Raw genomic sequence first — 16,510 nt, 5'->3', positions numbered from 1 at the left:
GAAACCTTGAAATCATAACCGTATTTACTGAGAAATTAATATTCAAAAATTGCAATAACCATTCTTTTTTTGCAATGCAAACTGGATGTTTCCACTCGTATTGCAGTTTCCATATGGAAACTATTGGTTGCAGCCAGGCTGGCGTAGAATGGACCGCATCAAGGAGACCACCATGCAGACTCTGCCCCTACGGATCGGCGCCGGCCAGGACCTGCGCGCCGTGCTCGACGCCCTCGTGGCGGAACACCATGTGGACGCCGCGTTCGTCCTGCAAGGCATCGGCAGCCTGTCGGTCGCCCGGTTGCGCTTCGCGGGCCGGCCGGAATTCACGGAACTGCGCGGCGACCTGGAAATCCTCACGCTGGGCGGATCGTTGTCGCCGGACGGCCCGCACCTGCACGCGAGCGTGGCCGACGACGGCGGCCGCGTCATCGGCGGCCACCTCGGCCCCGGCTGCATCGTGCGCACGACGGCCGAGGTGCTGGTGGCGCTGCTGCCGCGCCACCGCTTCCGCCGCGAATTCGATCCGGCCACGGGGTTCGACGAGTTGTTCGTGAAGGCCTAATGTCCGTTTCCGCACTGAACGATCCGGTGCGTGGCCGTAGTCTGGCGGTAAATACTTCCGCAGAGACCGATCATGACCACGCACGTTCCGGACGAAGGTCCGACCCAGCCCAAGCCCGCCCCCCTGTCGCTCGCCGCGTGGAAGCACTTCGTCAACGTCGCCAGGCCCTACTGGCTGGGCGATGAGAAAGGCAGGGCCTGGACCCTGCTGCTGCTGTTGATCGTGCTGATGCTGGTCGATACCAAGCTTGCGGTCATGCTGAACAACCAGACTGGAGAATTGACGTCGGCACTGGCGGGCAAGGAGGCCGACCGCTTCTGGACCGCGGTGCGCGCCTGCCTGTTCATCCTCGCGTTCGCGGTGCCGACCTACGCCTTTTATTACTACATGCGCGACGTGTTCGCGAACCAGTGGCGGCGCTGGCTCACCGGCCGCTTCCTCGACGGCTACCTGCAGGACCGCAAATACTACGCGCTGGGCGCCGGCAACGAGATCGACAATCCGGACCAGCGCATCAGCGAGGACATCAACACGTTCACGGGCCGGTCGATCAATTTCCTGCTGATCTTCCTCGGCTCGCTCATGCAACTGGTCGCGTTCAGCACCGTGCTGTGGTCGATCTCGCACCTGCTCGTCGCCGTGCTCGTGGCCTATGCGGTGATGGGCAATATCGTCGCCCTGTACTTCTTCGGCAGTCCGTTGATCCAGCTGAATTTTTGGCAGTTGCGGCGCGAGGCCGACTTCCGCTTCAGCCTGATGCGCCTGCGCGAGAATGCCGAGTCGATCGCGTTCTACCGGGGCGAAGCGCAGGAGCGCACGCACATCGACAGCCGCTTCGACAAGGTCATCCGCAACTTTGCGCGGCTGATCAGGAAACAGCGCGCGCTGAATTTCTTCCAGCGCACGTTCAGCCAGCTCACCGTCGTGCTGCCCTACGTGCTGCTGGCCGGAGGCGTGCTGTCGGGCGAACTGGAAGTGGGCGCCGCGACGCGCGCCGCCGGCGCCTTTACGGCCGTGCTCGGCGCGGTGGGCGTCATCGTCGACAACTTCGAGAGCCTCAGCCGTTTCGTGGCGGGCATCGGCCGCCTGCAAGCCCTGTCCAACCTCGTGCTGCCCGGTGCGCAGCCTGCCGCCGATGATCGACAGCCGCGCATCGCGATGCGGCCCGGCACGCACTTCGCGCTGGAAGCCGTGACCTTGCATCCGCCGCAATCGGACCGCGTCCTCATCAAGGAACTGAGCCTCGTGCTGAAGCCCGGCGACGCGCTGTTGATCACCGGCGCCAGCGGCTGCGGCAAGAGCTCGCTGCTGCGCGCGATCGCGGGGCTGTGGCACACGGGCAGCGGCACGATCCAGCATCCGCCGCTGGAAGACGTGTTCTTCCTGCCGCAGCAGCCGTATCTGCAGCCCGGCACCCTGCGCAGCCAGCTCATCTATCCCAGCGTGCACCGCGACCTGGGCGACGAGCAGCTGCTCGACATCCTGCAACAGGTGCACCTGCCCGCACTGGCCGACCGCGTGGGCGGCCTGGACGCCGTGCACGACTGGGGCAAGTTGCTGTCGGTCGGCGAGCAGCAGCGTCTCGCCTTCGGCCGCGTGCTGGTGCACGCGCCGCGGATCGTCATCCTGGACGAGGCGACAAGCGCGCTCGACAGCGCCAATGAAACCGCGCTGTACGCGCGCCTGCGCGCCAGCGGCGCGACCCTCGTGAGCATCGCCCACCGCGAAGCCGTGCTGCGTCACCACACGCACGTGCTGAAGCTGACGGGCGACGGGACGTGGGAAGTCAGCGAAGCCGGCGGATTCGAGTTCGACAAACCCGTGGCCGACACCGGGCCGGCACCGGTGCGGCCGGCGGCCGTCGCGACGTTCGCCGGCTAGACGTCACACCACGGCAGCGCCGAACGGCTCGGGCCGCCGCGCAAGCAGGTGAGAGAGCCGTTGAAGCCCCGCCTGCAAGCGTCCGCGGTCCTTGATGCTGCCCAGGGAGATCCGGATGGCATTCGCGGACCCGCCGCCGGTTGCGAACGCCTCCGCCGGCGTGACGGCGATGCCCTCGCGGTCGGCCGCGCGCGCAAGTTGCGAGGCGGTCCAGTACGCCGGCAACTCGAGCCAGACATGCAGGCCGTCCCCGGCCCCGCTGTACCGCCCCGCCAGGATATCCCGGGCCATCCGGTGCCGCAGGCGCGCCTCGTTGCGTACGCCTTCCATCAACCGGTCCGCCGAACCGTCGAGGATCCACTGCGTGGCCAGCGCGGCCGTCAGCGGCGCGACCATCAGCGCGAATGACCTGAGCGCGGCCAGGAACCGTTCACGTACGTGCGGGTCGCGTACGAGCACGAAGGCGACCCGCAAGCCGGGCGTCAGGCATTTCGACAGGGTCGAGATGTAGACCACCTGGTCCGGCGCAAACGTGGCGACGGGCGGCGGCGGAGCCGCGGCAAGGCGCCAGTAGGGATCGTCCTCGACGATGCTTGCCTGGCAGCGCTGCGCGATCCCGGCGAGCGCCTTGCGCCGACGTTCCGGCATGGTGACGGCGGTCGGGTTCTGCAAGGTCGGATTGAGGTACACCAGCCCGGGCTTGTGCCGGCGGCACGCTTCCTCGAGCATCTCCGGGACCATCCCGTGCCTGTCCGCTTCCACCGCGATGACCTGCCGGCCGAACTGGGTGGCCGCGGCCAGCAGGCCGGGATACGTCGTCGGCTCCGCCAGGATGACATCGCCGGGCGCCGTCAGCGCAAGGATCAGCGCGGCGATCGCGGCTTGCGCACCCGGACAGACGACGACCTGGCGTGCATCCGGCTGGCCGAACATCGGTGCGAGCCACGCGGCGCCGGCCTTGCGGTCGGAGTCGCTGCCCCCGCCCAGGTGGTAATTCATCAGCGCTGCGTTATCGGACCGCATCAGCACTTGCGACAGACCCTGTTTCAACATGTCGTCGAAGTCCACGCCGTCCGGCGGCGGCGGGGTGTTCATGCTCAGGTCGAGGATCGCCGTCAATTCGACTTTCGGCGCCGCGACATACGTGCCGCGGGCGCCGCGGCCCTCCAGCAGGTTGCGGCGCCTGGCTTCGTCGTAGGCACGCGTGACCGTCGTCAGGTCGACGTCCAGCTGTGCCGCCAGCCGGCGCTGCGGAGGCAGCCGGTCGCCCGGTTTCAGCGATCCGTCCGCCACCGCCGCCTGCAACGCCTCCGCAATCTGCAGGAAACGCGGCCCGCCATGCACGGACAGGCGCGGCAACCAGATGGGAAAATCGTCATCTTGTATGGATTTCAACTGGGACATTTTGTCTCGATGTATGGAGATTGCTTTTGCGTAGTATGTGGGTATTCGACGATGGTTCAAACACAAAAATCATGGAATGGATCCCTGTAGTCTTCGTTATATTCAAGTTTCTCGTGCTAGCCACGGGGATGTTCTTCGCCATCAAGTGGCATTACGACCAGGGAAAGAAGGGAAAAGCCCAGGAGAGTCGCGCGGTGCTGCGCACGAGCGCCAAGGTGGCCGTACTCTTCGTGGTGATCCTCGTGGGCCTGGGGATCGTTACCTTCGCCCTTGCCAGGGTGCTCGGCCTGGACCTGGGCTACCCATGACGGTGCTCCGCCGCGCAGACTAGAATATCCGTCCGACAACGCACCCGAAGGACGCCCATGGCCCTGCTGAACTTTTCCCAACCGGCGCTCGACGACGCCACCCTCGCCGCCGTGACCGACACGATGAAGAGCGGCTGGATCGCCAGCGGCCCGCGCGTCCTGGCGTTCGAGCGCGCGCTGTCCGGGACCTTTGGCGGCCGTCCGACGCGCACGCTGACGTCGGCCACGGGGGCGATGGAACTGGCGCTGCTGGCGTGCGGCGTCAAGCCCGGCGACGAGGTGATCACGTCCACGCAAAGCTTCTTCTCGACGATGAACATGATCGTCAAGGTCGGCGCCCGGCCCGTGTTCGTCGACTGCGACCTCGTCACGCGCGCGATCGACCTCGACCAGGTGGCAGCCGCCATCACGCCGCGCACGAAGGCGATCGTGCCCACGCACTTCCCCGGCGCCATGGGCGACATGGACGCGCTGTACGCGCTGGCGCGGCGCCACGGCCTGCGGGTGATCGAGGATGCCGCCCTCGTGCAGGGCTCGACGTGGAAGGGCCAGCCCATCGGCAGCTTCGGCGACATCGCCACGTTCTCGTTCCACCCGAATAAAAACATGACGACGATCGAGGGCGGCGCCATCGTCGTGCCCGACGACGCGACGGCCAAGCACATCGAGGTGCTGCGCTTCCACGGCATCGAGCGCCTGGCGGACGACACGCGCGACGTCGCGGTCGCGAGCGGCAAGTACAACATGTCGGACGTGTCGGCCGCGATCGGCCTCGCCCAGCTCGCGCAACTGCCCGCCTTCCTGGCGCAGCGCCAGCGCCTGGCCGAGCGCTATTTCGACGTGTTCCCGGCCATCGACGGCGCCGTGCTGCCGCCGCGCGGCGTGCCGGGCCAGAGCTGGAACATGTTCTGCGTGCTGCTGCCGTACGAAGCGCTCGGGACGACGCGGCAACGCTTCCGCGCCGCGCTGCGCGAACGGGAGATCGCGACGGGGCTGTCGTACGAACCGTCGCACCTGACGACGCTCGGCCGCAGCCTCGGCTGGCGCGAGGGCCAGTTCCCGAACGCGGAACGGATCGGCCGGGAGACCGTCACGATCCCCCTGCACTGCGGGATGAACGAAGCGGACGTGGACCGCGTGTGCGCGGCGATCGCCGATATCCTCGGCTAGTCAGGCCAGCTTCAACTCGGGCCGGGAAGTCTTGCGCGGAAAGCGCAGGTGGTAGCGCAGGCCCTGCCCCGGGCTGCTCTCCACGCGCAGCGAGCCTTGCAGCACATTCGTCGCGAGGTTGTACAGGATGTGGCCACCGAGGCCGCTGCCGCCGCTGCCGCGCTTCGTCGTGAAGAACGGGTCGAACAGCTTGGCCAGCGTCTCCGCATCCATGCCCACGCCGTCGTCGGCGTAGTCGAACACGACGTGGTCGCCGTCGAGCGCCGCGTGGAGCGTGATGTGGCCGGGCTGGTCGCGCTCGAAGCCGTGCATCAGCGAGTTGACGACCATGTTGGTGACGATTTGCGACACCGCGCCCGGAAAACTCTCCAGCATCAGGTCTTTCGGGCAGTCGACCGCGACTTCCAGCGGCCGGCCCTTCAGCTTCGGCTGCAGCGACAGCAGCACCTCGTTCAAATACGTGCCGAAATTGAACGTGCGGACGTCGTCCGAAGACTGGTCCACCGCGACCTGCTTGAAACTGCGCACGAGCGCCGCGGCGCGCTGCGTGTTGGTGGTCATGATGCGCAGGGACTGGTCGACGATGTCGAAGAACGCCTCCAGGCTGTCCTGGGTCATCTCCCCCGCCGCCAGCTCCTCACGCGTGAGCTTGAGTTCCTGCACCAGGTGGCTCGTGGCCGTCACGCAGATGCCCAGCGGCGTGTTGATCTCGTGCGCGACGCCGGCCACCATCTGGCCCAGCGACGCGAGCTTTTCCTTGCGCACCAGTTCCGTCTGCGCTTCCTGCAACTGGTGCAGCGCCTGTTCGAGCGCGGCGTTCTGCTGTTCCAGGCGTTCCTTGGCCTTGCGGATGGCGCGGTCGGCCTGCATGCGCGCGATCGCCACCGCCACGTGGCTGGAGATGAAGGCCATCAGGTCCAGGTCCGCCTTCGTGTAGACGATGGTCGGGTCATAGCTCTGCACGACCAGCACGCCGTACGCCTTGTCGTTGACGAGCATCGGCGCGCCGATCCAGCTCGCGATGTCCGTGTTCCCCAGCGGGTGCTTCACCTTGCCCGCCGCGTGCAGGCGCGCGAAGCTGCCGGCGTCGTGGAGCTGCGCCTGCTTGGTCTGCAGCACGTACGACACCATGCCCATCCCGAACGGGAAGCGCTGCTGCGGCGGCGCGTCGTCCTTTTCGTCGGCAAAATACGGGATGCTGATCTCGCCCGTGTCCGGATGCGTGAGCGCGATGATGAAGTTCTTCGCCATCATCAGTTCGCCGATGATGGCGTGCAGACTGGCCGCCAGCACGTCGGTCTCGATGGCGGAGGCCGACAGGTCCGCGATCTGGTACAGCGCATGCTGCACCTGTTCCGCGCGGCGGCGCTCGGCCACCTCGCGCGCCAGCGCGCGCGTGCGCTCCTGCACGGCGCGCTCGAGGCGGTCCATGCTCTGCAGGCCCTGCAGCGCGTTCGACACGTGGTTGGCGATCAGCGCGAACAGCGCCTGATCTTCCTCGCTGTACGTGTACTCGGGCAGGTAGCTCTGGATGACGATGGCGCCCACGACCTCGTGCTGCTGGTCGAGCAGCGGGCAACCCATCCAGTGCTCGGCGATGCTCCCCGTGCCCCAGACGCCGCCATTCTCGCGCGCCCGCATTTCCTCGCCCGTCACCACGAGCGGTTGCTTGTTGAGCATGACCCAGGCCGTCGGCGATTCGTCGGGCGACGCGAGCGTCACGCGCTCGTCGGGGCCCGGCCCCGCGTCGCGCGAGTCGACGAAATAGACGAACCGGACCGTGTCGTCTTCCCGCTCGGCCAACGTGACGTAGAAGTTCTCCGCATACATGATGCGGCCCAGCGCGCGGTGCACGGCGCCGATGAACTCGGTGACGTCGGTACAGCTGGCGGACAGGTGCCCGATGCCCAGCAGCATGGCCTGGACCGTTTCCAGGCGGGCGAGGCGGTCTTCCATCGATTCCCCTTATCGAACAAAAAGTTACGCTCGGGAAATCTTATCAGTTCAGGCCGTCTCTGCGGGGGTTGTGTCGCGAAAATGCCTTACCGGGGCGCGCGAAACTCGTTCTCGACCCAGGTGGACGCGGACGACGGCGACAACTTGAAATCGGGACGCACGCGCACCTGCGCCACGCGCTCGCCCATCTCGTCGAACGCGCTCAGCAGCGCATACGGATTGTCCTCGTCCGGGACGATGTCCAGCGTCACCTTCAGTTCCCCGTCGGCGGTCGAGACGACGGTGCTCTTGTGCAATTGCGCGTGCAACTGCTGCTCGTGGCGGCGGATCACTTCGGACGCCGTCTTGACGAGCGTGTGGAACGCCGGCGTATCGAGCGGCTTCGGGTTTTTCTTGTCGCGGCCCATGGTCCAGGGGCCGACGAGGGCAGGCTCGGATTCACCGTCCTTGTACATGGCCACGGCCCAGCCGTCGTCGTCTTCGTTCTTGATGACGCGTGCGGTCCAGCCGTTGCCCTGCCACAGACGGGGCTCCTGCACGGGAGCATCATCGTCGTGGTCTGGGATGTCGTCGTTCATTCTTGCTTTCTCGGTCGTGCGGGCATGCGCCCAGAAGCAAGATCATAGGCGTTCACGGCGCACTGGACAAGCGCCGCTTCCGTACCGCTAGATGATGCGCAGGTCGGGGCCGCGGGGCGGCACGATGGGTGGGCCGGGCGGCGTGTTGCGCGGGTCGATCGCCGGCGATGGGATCTGGCTCTTGAACGGGTTGATGATGATCGGTGGAATCGCCGGCGGTGCCGATGGCGGGTTCTTGTGGCCGGCGGCGTACTGGATACACTGCATGGAATGCCTCCTGCAAACAGAGCAGGCTGTCAGTATAGACCTCGAGTCCAGCATTGCAAGGCTTGATTTCCGGCCACTTTTTTCCTTACTGCAGCGCGCGATCGAGCAGTTCGACCCAGTGCTCCACCGGCACGTCCGTCCCCGACTGCAGGTGCGTGATGCAACCGATGTTGGCGGACACGATGCGCTCCGGTGCCGTCGCTTCCAGCCGCGCCAGCTTGTCGTCGCGCAGGCGCAGCGACACCTCCTTGTGCAGCACAGAATACGTGCCGGCCGAGCCGCAGCACAGGTGGCTGTCCGCGCACAGCCGCACGTCGACGCCGGCCGCGCGCAGCAGGTCCTCGACCTTGCCGCGGATCTTCTGGCCGTGCTGCAGTGTGCACGGCGGGTGATACGCAACGCGCTCGCCGGTCTCCCGTTTGCGCAGCTTCGCCCGCAACCTGGCCTCGAACTCGGGCAGCACTTCGCTGACGTCCTTCGCCGCGGCCGAGACGCGCGCCGCCTTCGCCGCGTAGGCCGGGTCGTCGGCCAGCGCATGACCGTATTCCTTGATCATCGCGCCGCAGCCGGAGGCGTTGATCAGGATGGTCGTTATCCCCTGCTCCAGGTACGGCCACCACGCGTCGATATTGCGGCGCATGTCGGCGCGGCCGCCGTCCGCATCGTTCATGTGCCAGCGGATGGCGCCGCAGCAGCCGGCCCGGCTGGCCGCGACGATCTGCACGCCGACGGCATCGAACACGCGCGCCGTCGCCGCATTGATGTTCGGCGACATCGCCGGCTGCACGCAGCCTTCCAGGAACAGCATCTTGTGCGCGTGCTCGGTGCGCGGCCACACGCCCGCGCTTTGCCGCGCCGGCACCTTGTCCTTCAATGCCTGCGGCAGCAGCGGCCGCACCGCCTGCCCCACCTTCAGCGCCGGCGTGAACAGCCAGCGGCGCGGCAGGGTCTCCTTCAGCAGCGTGCGCAGCATGCGCTGGCGCGCGGGCCGCGCGACCTGCTGCTCGACGACGCGCCGGCCGATGTCGGCCAGCCGTCCGTACTGCACGCCGGACGGACAGGTCGATTCGCAATTGCGGCACGTGAGGCAGTGGTCCAGGTGCGCCTGGGTCTTATCGGTGGCGGGCCGGCCTTCGAGCACCTGCTTGATCAGGTAGATGCGGCCGCGCGGGCCTTCCAGCTCGTCGCCGGACAGTTGATAGGTCGGGCACGTGGCGGTACAGAAGCCGCAATGCACGCATTTGCGCAGGATCGCGTCGGCCTCGTCGCCGTCGCGCGTGCCCCGGATGAAATCGGCGAGATTGGTTTGCACGGCTAGAAATCCTTGTACATGCGGCCGCGGTTGAACACCCCGGCCGGGTCGAACACAGTCTTGAGTTGGCGGTGGATCGCGAGGACGGCGGGCGCCAGCGGCTGGAAGACCCCCGCTTGACGGTCGCCACCGCGGAACAGCGTCGCGTGGCCGCCGGCCTGGCCCGCGGCCGCGCGCACGGTGGCCGCATCGGCATCCGTCCGGAGCCAGCGCTGCGCGCCGCCCCATTCGATCAGTTGCGTACCTTGCAGCGCCAGCGGTGGCGCAATCGTCGGCAGGGACAGGCGCCACAGGCTGCCGGCGTCCGCGAAGAACGCGCCGTCATGCTCGCGCAGCGCGCGCCACCAGCCGTCGGCATCGTCCAGCAGCTCGCCACCGATGCGCTTGCGCGCCGCATCGACGGCCGACCGCGCGCCCGACAGGCGCACCGCCAGCACGCCGTCGTGCCAGCTGGAGGCGGAGACGGGCAACGGCTGGCCGCCCCATTCGTTCAGCCGGCGCAGCGCCTCGTCCTCGTTCATGTGCAGCCGCACCGTGCATTCGGCGACGGGCTGCGGCAGCACCTTCAGCGACACCTCGGCGATCAGGCCGAACACGCCCAGCGATCCGGCCAGCAGGCGCGACACGTCGTAGCCCGCCACGTTCTTCATCACCTTGCCGCCGAAGTGCAGCGTCTCTCCCTTCCCGTCCAGCAGCACGGCCCCGAGCACGAAATCGCGCACGGCGCCGGCGGCCTGGCGGCGCGGTCCGGACAGCCCGGCGGCCACGGTGCCGCCGATCGTCGCGCCAGGACCGAAGTGCGGCGGCTCGAACGCGAGCATCTGGCCGTGCCGCGCCAGGTGCGCCTCGATCTCGGCCAGCGGCGTGCCGCAGCGGGCCGTGATCACGAGTTCGGTCGGCTCGTAGTCGGTGATGCCGCGATACGGCGTCGTATCGAGCACCGTGCCCTGCACGTCCTGCCCGTACCAGTCCTTGCTGCCGCCGCCGCGGATGCGCAGCGGGGACCTGGTGGCGGTGGCATGGCCGATCCGGTCGGCGAAGTCTTGTAAGGTCGTATCCATCTTCAAAAGCGCGGCAGGTTGGAAAACGGCATCCGCCCGTGGCGCACGTGCATGCGGCCGTATTCGGCGCAGCGGTGCAGGGTCGGAATCGCCTTGTCGGGATTGAGGATGCCGGCCGGATCGAAGGCGCGCTTCACCGCGAGGAACGCATCCAGCTCGGCGCGCGAGAACTGCACGCACATCGAATTGATCTTCTCGATGCCGACGCCGTGTTCGCCCGTGATCGTGCCGCCCACTTCGACGCACAGCTCGAGGATGTCGGCGCCGAACTGCTCCGCGCGGTGGAATTCGCCCGGCACGTTCGCATCGAACATGATGAGCGGGTGCAGGTTGCCGTCGCCGGCGTGGAACACGTTCGCGCAGCGCAGGCCATACTTCTGTTCCATCGCCTCGATCCGCTGCAGCACATGGGCGAGGTGCTTGCGCGGGATCGTGCCGTCCATGCAGTAATAGTCCGGCGAGATGCGGCCGACGGCCGGGAACGCGTTCTTGCGGCCGGACCAGAAGCGCAGGCGCTCCGCCTCGTCCCGCGACACGGCCAGCGCCGTCGCGCCGCACTCGCTCAGCACCTCGCTCATGCGCGCGATCTCTTCCTCGACTTCCTCGGGGATGCCGTCGGATTCGCACAGCAGCACGGCGGCGGCCTGCGTGTCGTAACCCGCGTGCACGAATTCCTCCGCGACCTGCGTCGACAGCCGGTCCATCATTTCCAGGCCGGCCGGGATGATGCCGGCCGCGATCACGTTGGCGACGGCATCGCCGGCCTTCACGATGTCGTCGAACGACGCCATCACGACGCGCGCCACGCGCGGCTTCGGCACCAGTTTCACCGTCACCTCGGTCACGACGCCGAGCATGCCTTCCGACCCGATGGCGACGGCCAGCAGGTCGAGGCCCGGCGCGTCCAGCGCCTCGCTGCCCAATTCGACGATCTCGCCCTCCGTCGTCACCATCCGCACGCGCAGCACGTTGTGCACGGTGAGGCCGTATTTCAGGCAGTGCACGCCGCCGGAGTTCTCGGCGACGTTGCCGCCGATCGTGCACGCGATCTGCGACGACGGGTCGGGCGCGTAATACAGCCCGTGCGGCGCGGCCGCTTCCGAGATCGCGAGATTGCGCACGCCGGGCTGCACGACGGCCGTGCGGGCGGTCGGATCGAGTTTCACGATCCGGTTCAGGCGCGCCGTCGACAGCACGACGCCGCCCGCGATCGGCATCGCGCCGCCGGACAGGCCGGTGCCGGCGCCGCGCGGCACGATCGGCAGGTTCAATTGCCGGCACACGGCGATGGCGGCCATGATCTGCGCCTCGTTCTCCGGCAGCAGCACGATCATCGGGATCTGGCGGTAGGCGGCGAGGCCGTCGCATTCGTAGGGGCGCGTTTCCTCGTCGTTGGCAAGGATACAGCGGTCGGGCAGCACGGCGCGCAGCGCGGCGACAGCAGAATTCATCGGATCACCAGCAACGTGAACGGCCACACATACGCCTGCAGCGTGACCATGACACCGACCAGCACGGCCAGTGCGAAGGAATGGAAGAAGACGAAGCGCAGGATGTCGCCTTCATGGTTGATCCAGCGCGTGGCCGTGGAGGCGACGACGATGGATTGCGCATCGATCATCTTGCCCATGACGCCACCGGAACTGTTCGCGGCGCCCATCAGGTTCGGGGCCAGGCCGAGCTGCTCCGCCGCCACCTTCTGCATGCCGCCGAACAGCACGTTCGACGCGGTGTCGGAACCCGTCATCGCCACGCCGAGCCAGCCCATGAGGGTGCCGAAGAACGGGTACAGCGCGCCCGTGTTGGCGAAAGCGAGACCCAGCGTTGTGTCGGTGCCGGAGTAGCGCGTGAGCGTGCCCAGGGCCAGCATCAGCACGATGGTCAGCAGCGAGTAGCGCACGAGCCACAGCGTGCGGACGAACGTGCGCACGATCGCACCCAGGCTGTAGTGCATGAACAGCGCGCCGACGATGGCCGACAGCAGGATGCCGGTGCCCGTCGCCGACAGCAGGTTGAACACGTAGACGGCCGCTTCCGGCTCGGCGTGCGGCACCACCGGCGGCACGCGCATCACCAGGTTATGCAGGCCATCCATCGGGAATTTCGGCGCGAACAGCGTGTTGAAATATGCTTTCACCGGCGGCAGGCCCCAGATGAAGACGAACACGGTCAGGATGAGCCACGGCGTCCAGGCGCGCACGAGTTCCGCGCGCGTGTACTTCCCGACGCTGTCCGCGGGCCGGGCGGTCTCCGCCTCGCGGCCCTTCAGGCTGGCCGACGTCCACACGGTCTTCGGCTGCCACACGCGCAGGAACAGGATCAGCGACGCCATCGACACGAGGGCCGCGATGATGTCCACCAGTTCCGGACCGATGAAGTTCGACACGAGGAATTGCGGGATCGCGAACGACAGGCCCGTCACGAGGATCGCGGGCCAGATGTCCCACATCGCCTTGCGGCCGGCGAACGCCCAGATCAGCCAGAACGGCACGAGCAGCGAGAAGAACGGCAGCTGGCGGCCGATCATCGCGGTCACTTCCATCAGGTCGTAGCCGTGCACTTTCGCCAGCGTGATCACGGGCGAGCCGAGCGCGCCGAATGCGACGGGTGCCGTGTTCGCGATCAGCGACAGGCCGGACGCGGCCAGCGGCGAGAACCCCAGGCCGATCAGGATGCCGGCCGTGACCGCGACCGGCGTGCCGAAGCCCGCCGCGCCCTCGAAGAACGCGCCGAAGCAGAACGCGATCAGCAGCAGTTGCAGGCGGCGGTCGTTCGTGATGCCGGACAGCGATGCCTGCAGCACCTTGAAGCTGCCGTTCTGTTCGCACAGCTGCTGCAGGAAGATGATGTTCAGGACGATCCAGCCGATGGGCAGCAGGCCGGTGAAGCCGCCCAGCAGCGCGGCCTTGCCCGCCATCGCGGCCGGCATGGAGTAAGCGAAGACGGCCACGCAAAAGGCCGCGGCCAGGCCGAGCGCGGCCGCGATATGTGCCTTGATGTGGAAGAAGCCGAGCGCGGCGAGCATCACCACCACGGGGATCGCGGCCAGCAGGGTCGATAGGACCATGCTGCCGAACGGATCATAAACCTGTTGCCATACCATCTAAGTCTCCTTGATTGATTGAATTCTTATTGGGCCTGATTCTTGTCGCGCAGCAGGTCGGCCAGGCTGCGCGGTGCGGGCTTGAGGGGGGTTCTGTATTTTGTCCAGCCCAGTTGCTGCGTCGGCGCCAACACACGCAGGCGCGTGGCCGCCCAGCGGAACATGCGGTAGACGCCGGGCCGGCCGAACGCGCCGCACCAGAAGCGCCAGACGAGGCGCTCGCCGCGGCTGTACTTGGCGCCCTGCCCGCGCAGCGGATGTTCGACCTCGGCGTCGGGATCGCGGTTCGCTTCCGTGCGCAGGCGCACGAGCAGTTGCGGGATCGGGATGCGCACGGGGCAGACATCGCCGCACGCGCCGCACAGGCTCGACGCCGTGGCCAGGTCCGCCGTGGACTCGAGGCCCAGCAGGTGCGGCGACAGGATCGCGCCGATCGGCCCGGGATACGTCGTGCCGTACGCATGGCCGCCGATGCGGCCGTAGACGGGGCAATGGTTCATGCACGCGCCGCAGCGGATGCATTGCAGCGTGGCCCGCAGCTCCTCGTCGGCGTAGGCTTGCGTGCGGCCGTTGTCGAGCAGGACGAGGTGCAGCTCGCGCGGCCCGTCCAGTTCATTCGCGCGGCGCGGGCCCGAGATCAGGTTGAAGTACGTGGTGACGGCCTGCCCCGTCGCCGACCGCGTCAGCAGGCTCGCGAGCGGCACGATGTGTTCCAGCTTCTCCACGACCTTCTCGATGCCCATGATGGCGATGTGCACGTCCGGCACGGTGGTCGACAGGCGGCCGTTGCCCTCGTTCTCGACGAGCCATAGCGTGCCCGTGTCGGCGGCGGCGAAGTTCACGCCCGACAGGCCGATGTCGGCCTCGACGAACGCGTTGCGCAACGTGTGCCGCCCGGTCTGGATCAGGCGGTCGACGTCTTCCGTGTATTCCGTGTCCGGAATGTGCTCGGCGAACAGCGCGCCGATGTCCGCGCGGGTCTTGTGAATCGCCGGCATCACGATGTGCGACGGCTTTTCGCCCGCCAGCTGGACGATGTACTCGCCCATGTCGGACTCCAGGCACTTGACGCCGCGCGCTTCGAGGTAGTGATTGAGCTCGATCTCCTCGCTCGCCATCGACTTGCCCTTGACGATGCTGTGCGCGCCGCGCGCGGTGGCGATGCCGTGGATGATCGCATTCGCTTCCTCGGGCGATGCCGCCCAGTGGACCGTGGCGCCGGCCGCCGTCAGCTTCGCTTCCAGCCGTTCCAGCAGCGCGGGCAGTTTGGCGAGCGCGTTCTTGCGCACCGCTTCGCCGAGGTCGCGCAGGCGCTGGAGTTCGTCGTCGTCGCCGAACTGGCTGCGGCGCTTGTCCTGCAAAAAGGTCATCGCGCCCTTGAAACTCTGGCGCAGCTGGACGTCGTCCAGCGCCGCGCGGCTGCGCGCGTGGAAGTCCTGGGGCGGGACGAACTGCAAGGGGGACGTGGTCATGCCGGCTCCCCGGTGACGATGACGACCCACGTCCAGCGCGGACCGTGCGCGCCGAAGGCCAGGGTCTGCTGGATGTCGGACGTGCGGGATGGTCCGGTCGCCAGCACGAGGTTGGTCGGCATGCCGTCCTGCCAGCGCTCCGCGTGCAGCGCCTGGTGCAGGTCGGCATGCAGGGTGTGCGCGTGGACGAGCGCGATGTGCAGCGGCGGCACCAGCGACACGGTGCGGGGACAATCCGTATCCGGCGCCAGCACCAGCGTGCCGGTGGCGGCGATGCCGGAACGGGCGACCGTGAAGCCGGCATCGACGGTGCCGAACAGTTCTCCTTTCCAGTCTTCCAGCGGACGGTCGAAGGCGAGCGGTTCGACGGTCGGGGGCAGCGCGGCACGCAGCGCGCGGCCTTCGGCGCTCGCGCTGTCGACGAGGATGCGGCGCACGCCGGCGTCGACGATGCGTTGCGCCAGCAGCGCGGGCCATTCGTCGGCCCGCGCGCACCACGCCTGCGCGCGCACGGCCTCCAGCGCGGCCTGCATGCGCTGCGCGAGAACGTGGGGCGACTCTTCGTCGCGGCGCGCGTCGAAATGGGCGTCGATGCGGTGTTCGAGATCGTGGGTGTCGGCACCGTGCGGAGCGGCGGCACGCAGGCGGCCCAGGATGCGGTCGCGCGCGTTCATGCCTGTTCTCCCGCGCCGCCGATTCGGCGCCACAGGAAGCTGGCCAGATGTTCGACGGCGAGCGGCGCGCCCTGGTGCTGCGCGGCGTGGCCGATGTTGAGCAGGCAGGCGCAATCGGCCGACACGACGCGGCGGCAGCCCGTCGCGCGCATGGATGCGACCTTGTCCGTGACCATGGCGCCGGAAATGTCCGCATGCTTGATCGAGAACGAGCCGCCGAAGCCGCAGCATTCGGATTCGCGCTCGTGCTCCACGCGCGTCACGCCGGGCACCGCGTCGACCAGCGCCACGCCGTGGGCCCGCGTACCCATCTCGCGGCGCGCGGAACAGGAGGTGTGCAGGACGACGTCCTCGGACACGATGGGTGCTCCGGCCGGCATGGTCCACTCCAGCACGTGCAGCAGGAACGCGCCAAATTCGTAGACGCGCTCCGCCACGGCCTGCGCCTGTGCGCCGAGGACGGGATCGTCGCGGAACAGTTCGTGCCAGTGCTTGCGCATCATGCCCGCGCACGAGCCGGAGGGGACGATGATGGGCCAGGGTTCGGGAAACAGGTCCAGCTGGGCGCGGGCGACGGCCCGCGCCTCGTCCGGATTACCACTGCTCCACGCGGGCTGTCCGCAGCAGCTCTGGCCGCGCGGGTAGTGGACGGTGACGCCGGCCGCTTCCAGCACGCGCACGGCGTCGAGCCCGGCCTGCGGCATGAACAGGTCGATCATACACGTACCGAACAGATACACGTTGCGAGTCATGCAATGT

General features: G+C 67.7%; 15 protein-coding genes. 4 read left to right on the top strand and 11 right to left on the bottom strand.

Annotation, left to right across the window (positions count from 1 at the left end; translation table 11 throughout):
* Window positions 1–172: 172 nt before the first annotated feature.
* Entirely contained in the window at window positions 173–565 is a 393-nt protein-coding gene (locus tag ASD28_RS10150) for a PPC domain-containing DNA-binding protein (protein WP_056126851.1), read from the top strand.
* Window positions 566–637: 72 nt separating this feature from the next.
* Window positions 638–2,446 (top strand): ABC transporter ATP-binding protein/permease, encoded by a 1,809-nt coding sequence (locus ASD28_RS10145; protein WP_082577575.1) that lies wholly within the window; start codon window positions 638–640, stop codon window positions 2,444–2,446.
* 3 nt (window positions 2,447–2,449) lie between these two features.
* On the opposite strand, the gene ASD28_RS10140 is transcribed toward ASD28_RS10145, so the two are convergent.
* Window positions 2,450–3,850: a PLP-dependent aminotransferase family protein gene (locus ASD28_RS10140; RefSeq protein ID WP_200949007.1), complete on the bottom strand. Its 1,401-nt coding sequence runs from the start codon at window positions 3,848–3,850 to the stop codon at window positions 2,450–2,452.
* A gap of 71 nt (window positions 3,851–3,921) precedes the next feature.
* On the opposite strand from ASD28_RS10140, the gene ASD28_RS10135 reads away from it, so the two are divergent.
* The gene (locus ASD28_RS10135; protein WP_056126848.1) at window positions 3,922–4,158 is read left to right on the top strand and encodes a hypothetical protein; all 237 of its coding nucleotides are present in this window, start codon (window positions 3,922–3,924) and stop codon (window positions 4,156–4,158) included.
* Between the two features lie 57 nt (window positions 4,159–4,215).
* A complete protein-coding gene (locus ASD28_RS10130) occupies window positions 4,216–5,328 on the top strand; it encodes a DegT/DnrJ/EryC1/StrS aminotransferase family protein (protein ID WP_056126819.1) in 1,113 nt (370 codons plus the stop codon).
* Here ASD28_RS10130 and ASD28_RS10125 read toward each other — a convergent pair whose 3' ends face one another.
* The 10 genes from ASD28_RS10125 to ASD28_RS10080 form a co-directional block, all read right to left on the bottom strand.
* Window positions 5,329–7,284, bottom strand: a complete 1,956-nt coding sequence (locus ASD28_RS10125; protein WP_056126818.1) for a GAF domain-containing sensor histidine kinase — start codon at window positions 7,282–7,284, stop codon at window positions 5,329–5,331.
* Between the two features lie 86 nt (window positions 7,285–7,370).
* A complete protein-coding gene (locus ASD28_RS10120) occupies window positions 7,371–7,862 on the bottom strand; it encodes a hypothetical protein (protein WP_056126817.1) in 492 nt (163 codons plus the stop codon).
* A gap of 87 nt (window positions 7,863–7,949) precedes the next feature.
* Window positions 7,950–8,129, bottom strand: coding sequence for a hypothetical protein (locus tag ASD28_RS10115; protein ID WP_056126816.1), 180 nt, complete (start codon window positions 8,127–8,129; stop codon window positions 7,950–7,952).
* 85 nt (window positions 8,130–8,214) lie between these two features.
* Entirely contained in the window at window positions 8,215–9,441 is a 1,227-nt protein-coding gene (glcF, locus tag ASD28_RS10110; RefSeq protein ID WP_056126815.1) for a glycolate oxidase subunit GlcF, read from the bottom strand.
* Window positions 9,442–9,443: 2 nt separating this feature from the next.
* Window positions 9,444–10,502, bottom strand: a complete 1,059-nt coding sequence (glcE, locus tag ASD28_RS10105; RefSeq protein WP_056126814.1) for a glycolate oxidase subunit GlcE — start codon at window positions 10,500–10,502, stop codon at window positions 9,444–9,446.
* A gap of 2 nt (window positions 10,503–10,504) precedes the next feature.
* Entirely contained in the window at window positions 10,505–11,953 is a 1,449-nt protein-coding gene (locus tag ASD28_RS10100; protein WP_056126813.1) for an FAD-linked oxidase C-terminal domain-containing protein, read from the bottom strand.
* Window positions 11,950–13,605 carry an L-lactate permease gene (locus tag ASD28_RS10095; RefSeq protein ID WP_056126812.1) on the bottom strand — a complete coding sequence of 552 codons (1,656 nt, stop codon included), beginning with the start codon at window positions 13,603–13,605 and terminating at the stop codon, window positions 11,950–11,952. Before ASD28_RS10095 ends, ASD28_RS10100 begins: the two co-directional genes overlap by 4 nt.
* A gap of 26 nt (window positions 13,606–13,631) precedes the next feature.
* On the bottom strand, window positions 13,632–15,077 hold the full coding sequence (locus ASD28_RS10090) for a LutB/LldF family L-lactate oxidation iron-sulfur protein (RefSeq protein WP_056126811.1): 1,446 nt from the start codon (window positions 15,075–15,077) through the stop codon (window positions 13,632–13,634).
* Window positions 15,074–15,751, bottom strand: a complete 678-nt coding sequence (locus ASD28_RS10085) for a lactate utilization protein (protein WP_056126810.1) — start codon at window positions 15,749–15,751, stop codon at window positions 15,074–15,076. Before ASD28_RS10085 ends, ASD28_RS10090 begins: the two co-directional genes overlap by 4 nt.
* Complete coding sequence (locus ASD28_RS10080) at window positions 15,748–16,503, bottom strand: (Fe-S)-binding protein (RefSeq protein WP_056126809.1); 756 nt, start codon at window positions 16,501–16,503, stop codon at window positions 15,748–15,750. The genes ASD28_RS10085 and ASD28_RS10080 overlap by 4 nt, the downstream gene beginning before the upstream one ends.
* Window positions 16,504–16,510: the final 7 nt, after the last annotated feature.

It is taken from the genome of Massilia sp. Root133 (genome assembly GCF_001426525.1).
Lineage (GTDB): Bacteria > Pseudomonadota > Gammaproteobacteria > Burkholderiales > Burkholderiaceae_D > Telluria > Telluria orientalis.
Note: the sequence above shows the minus strand (reverse complement) of the source record. Positions and strands in the feature narration are given on the sequence as shown.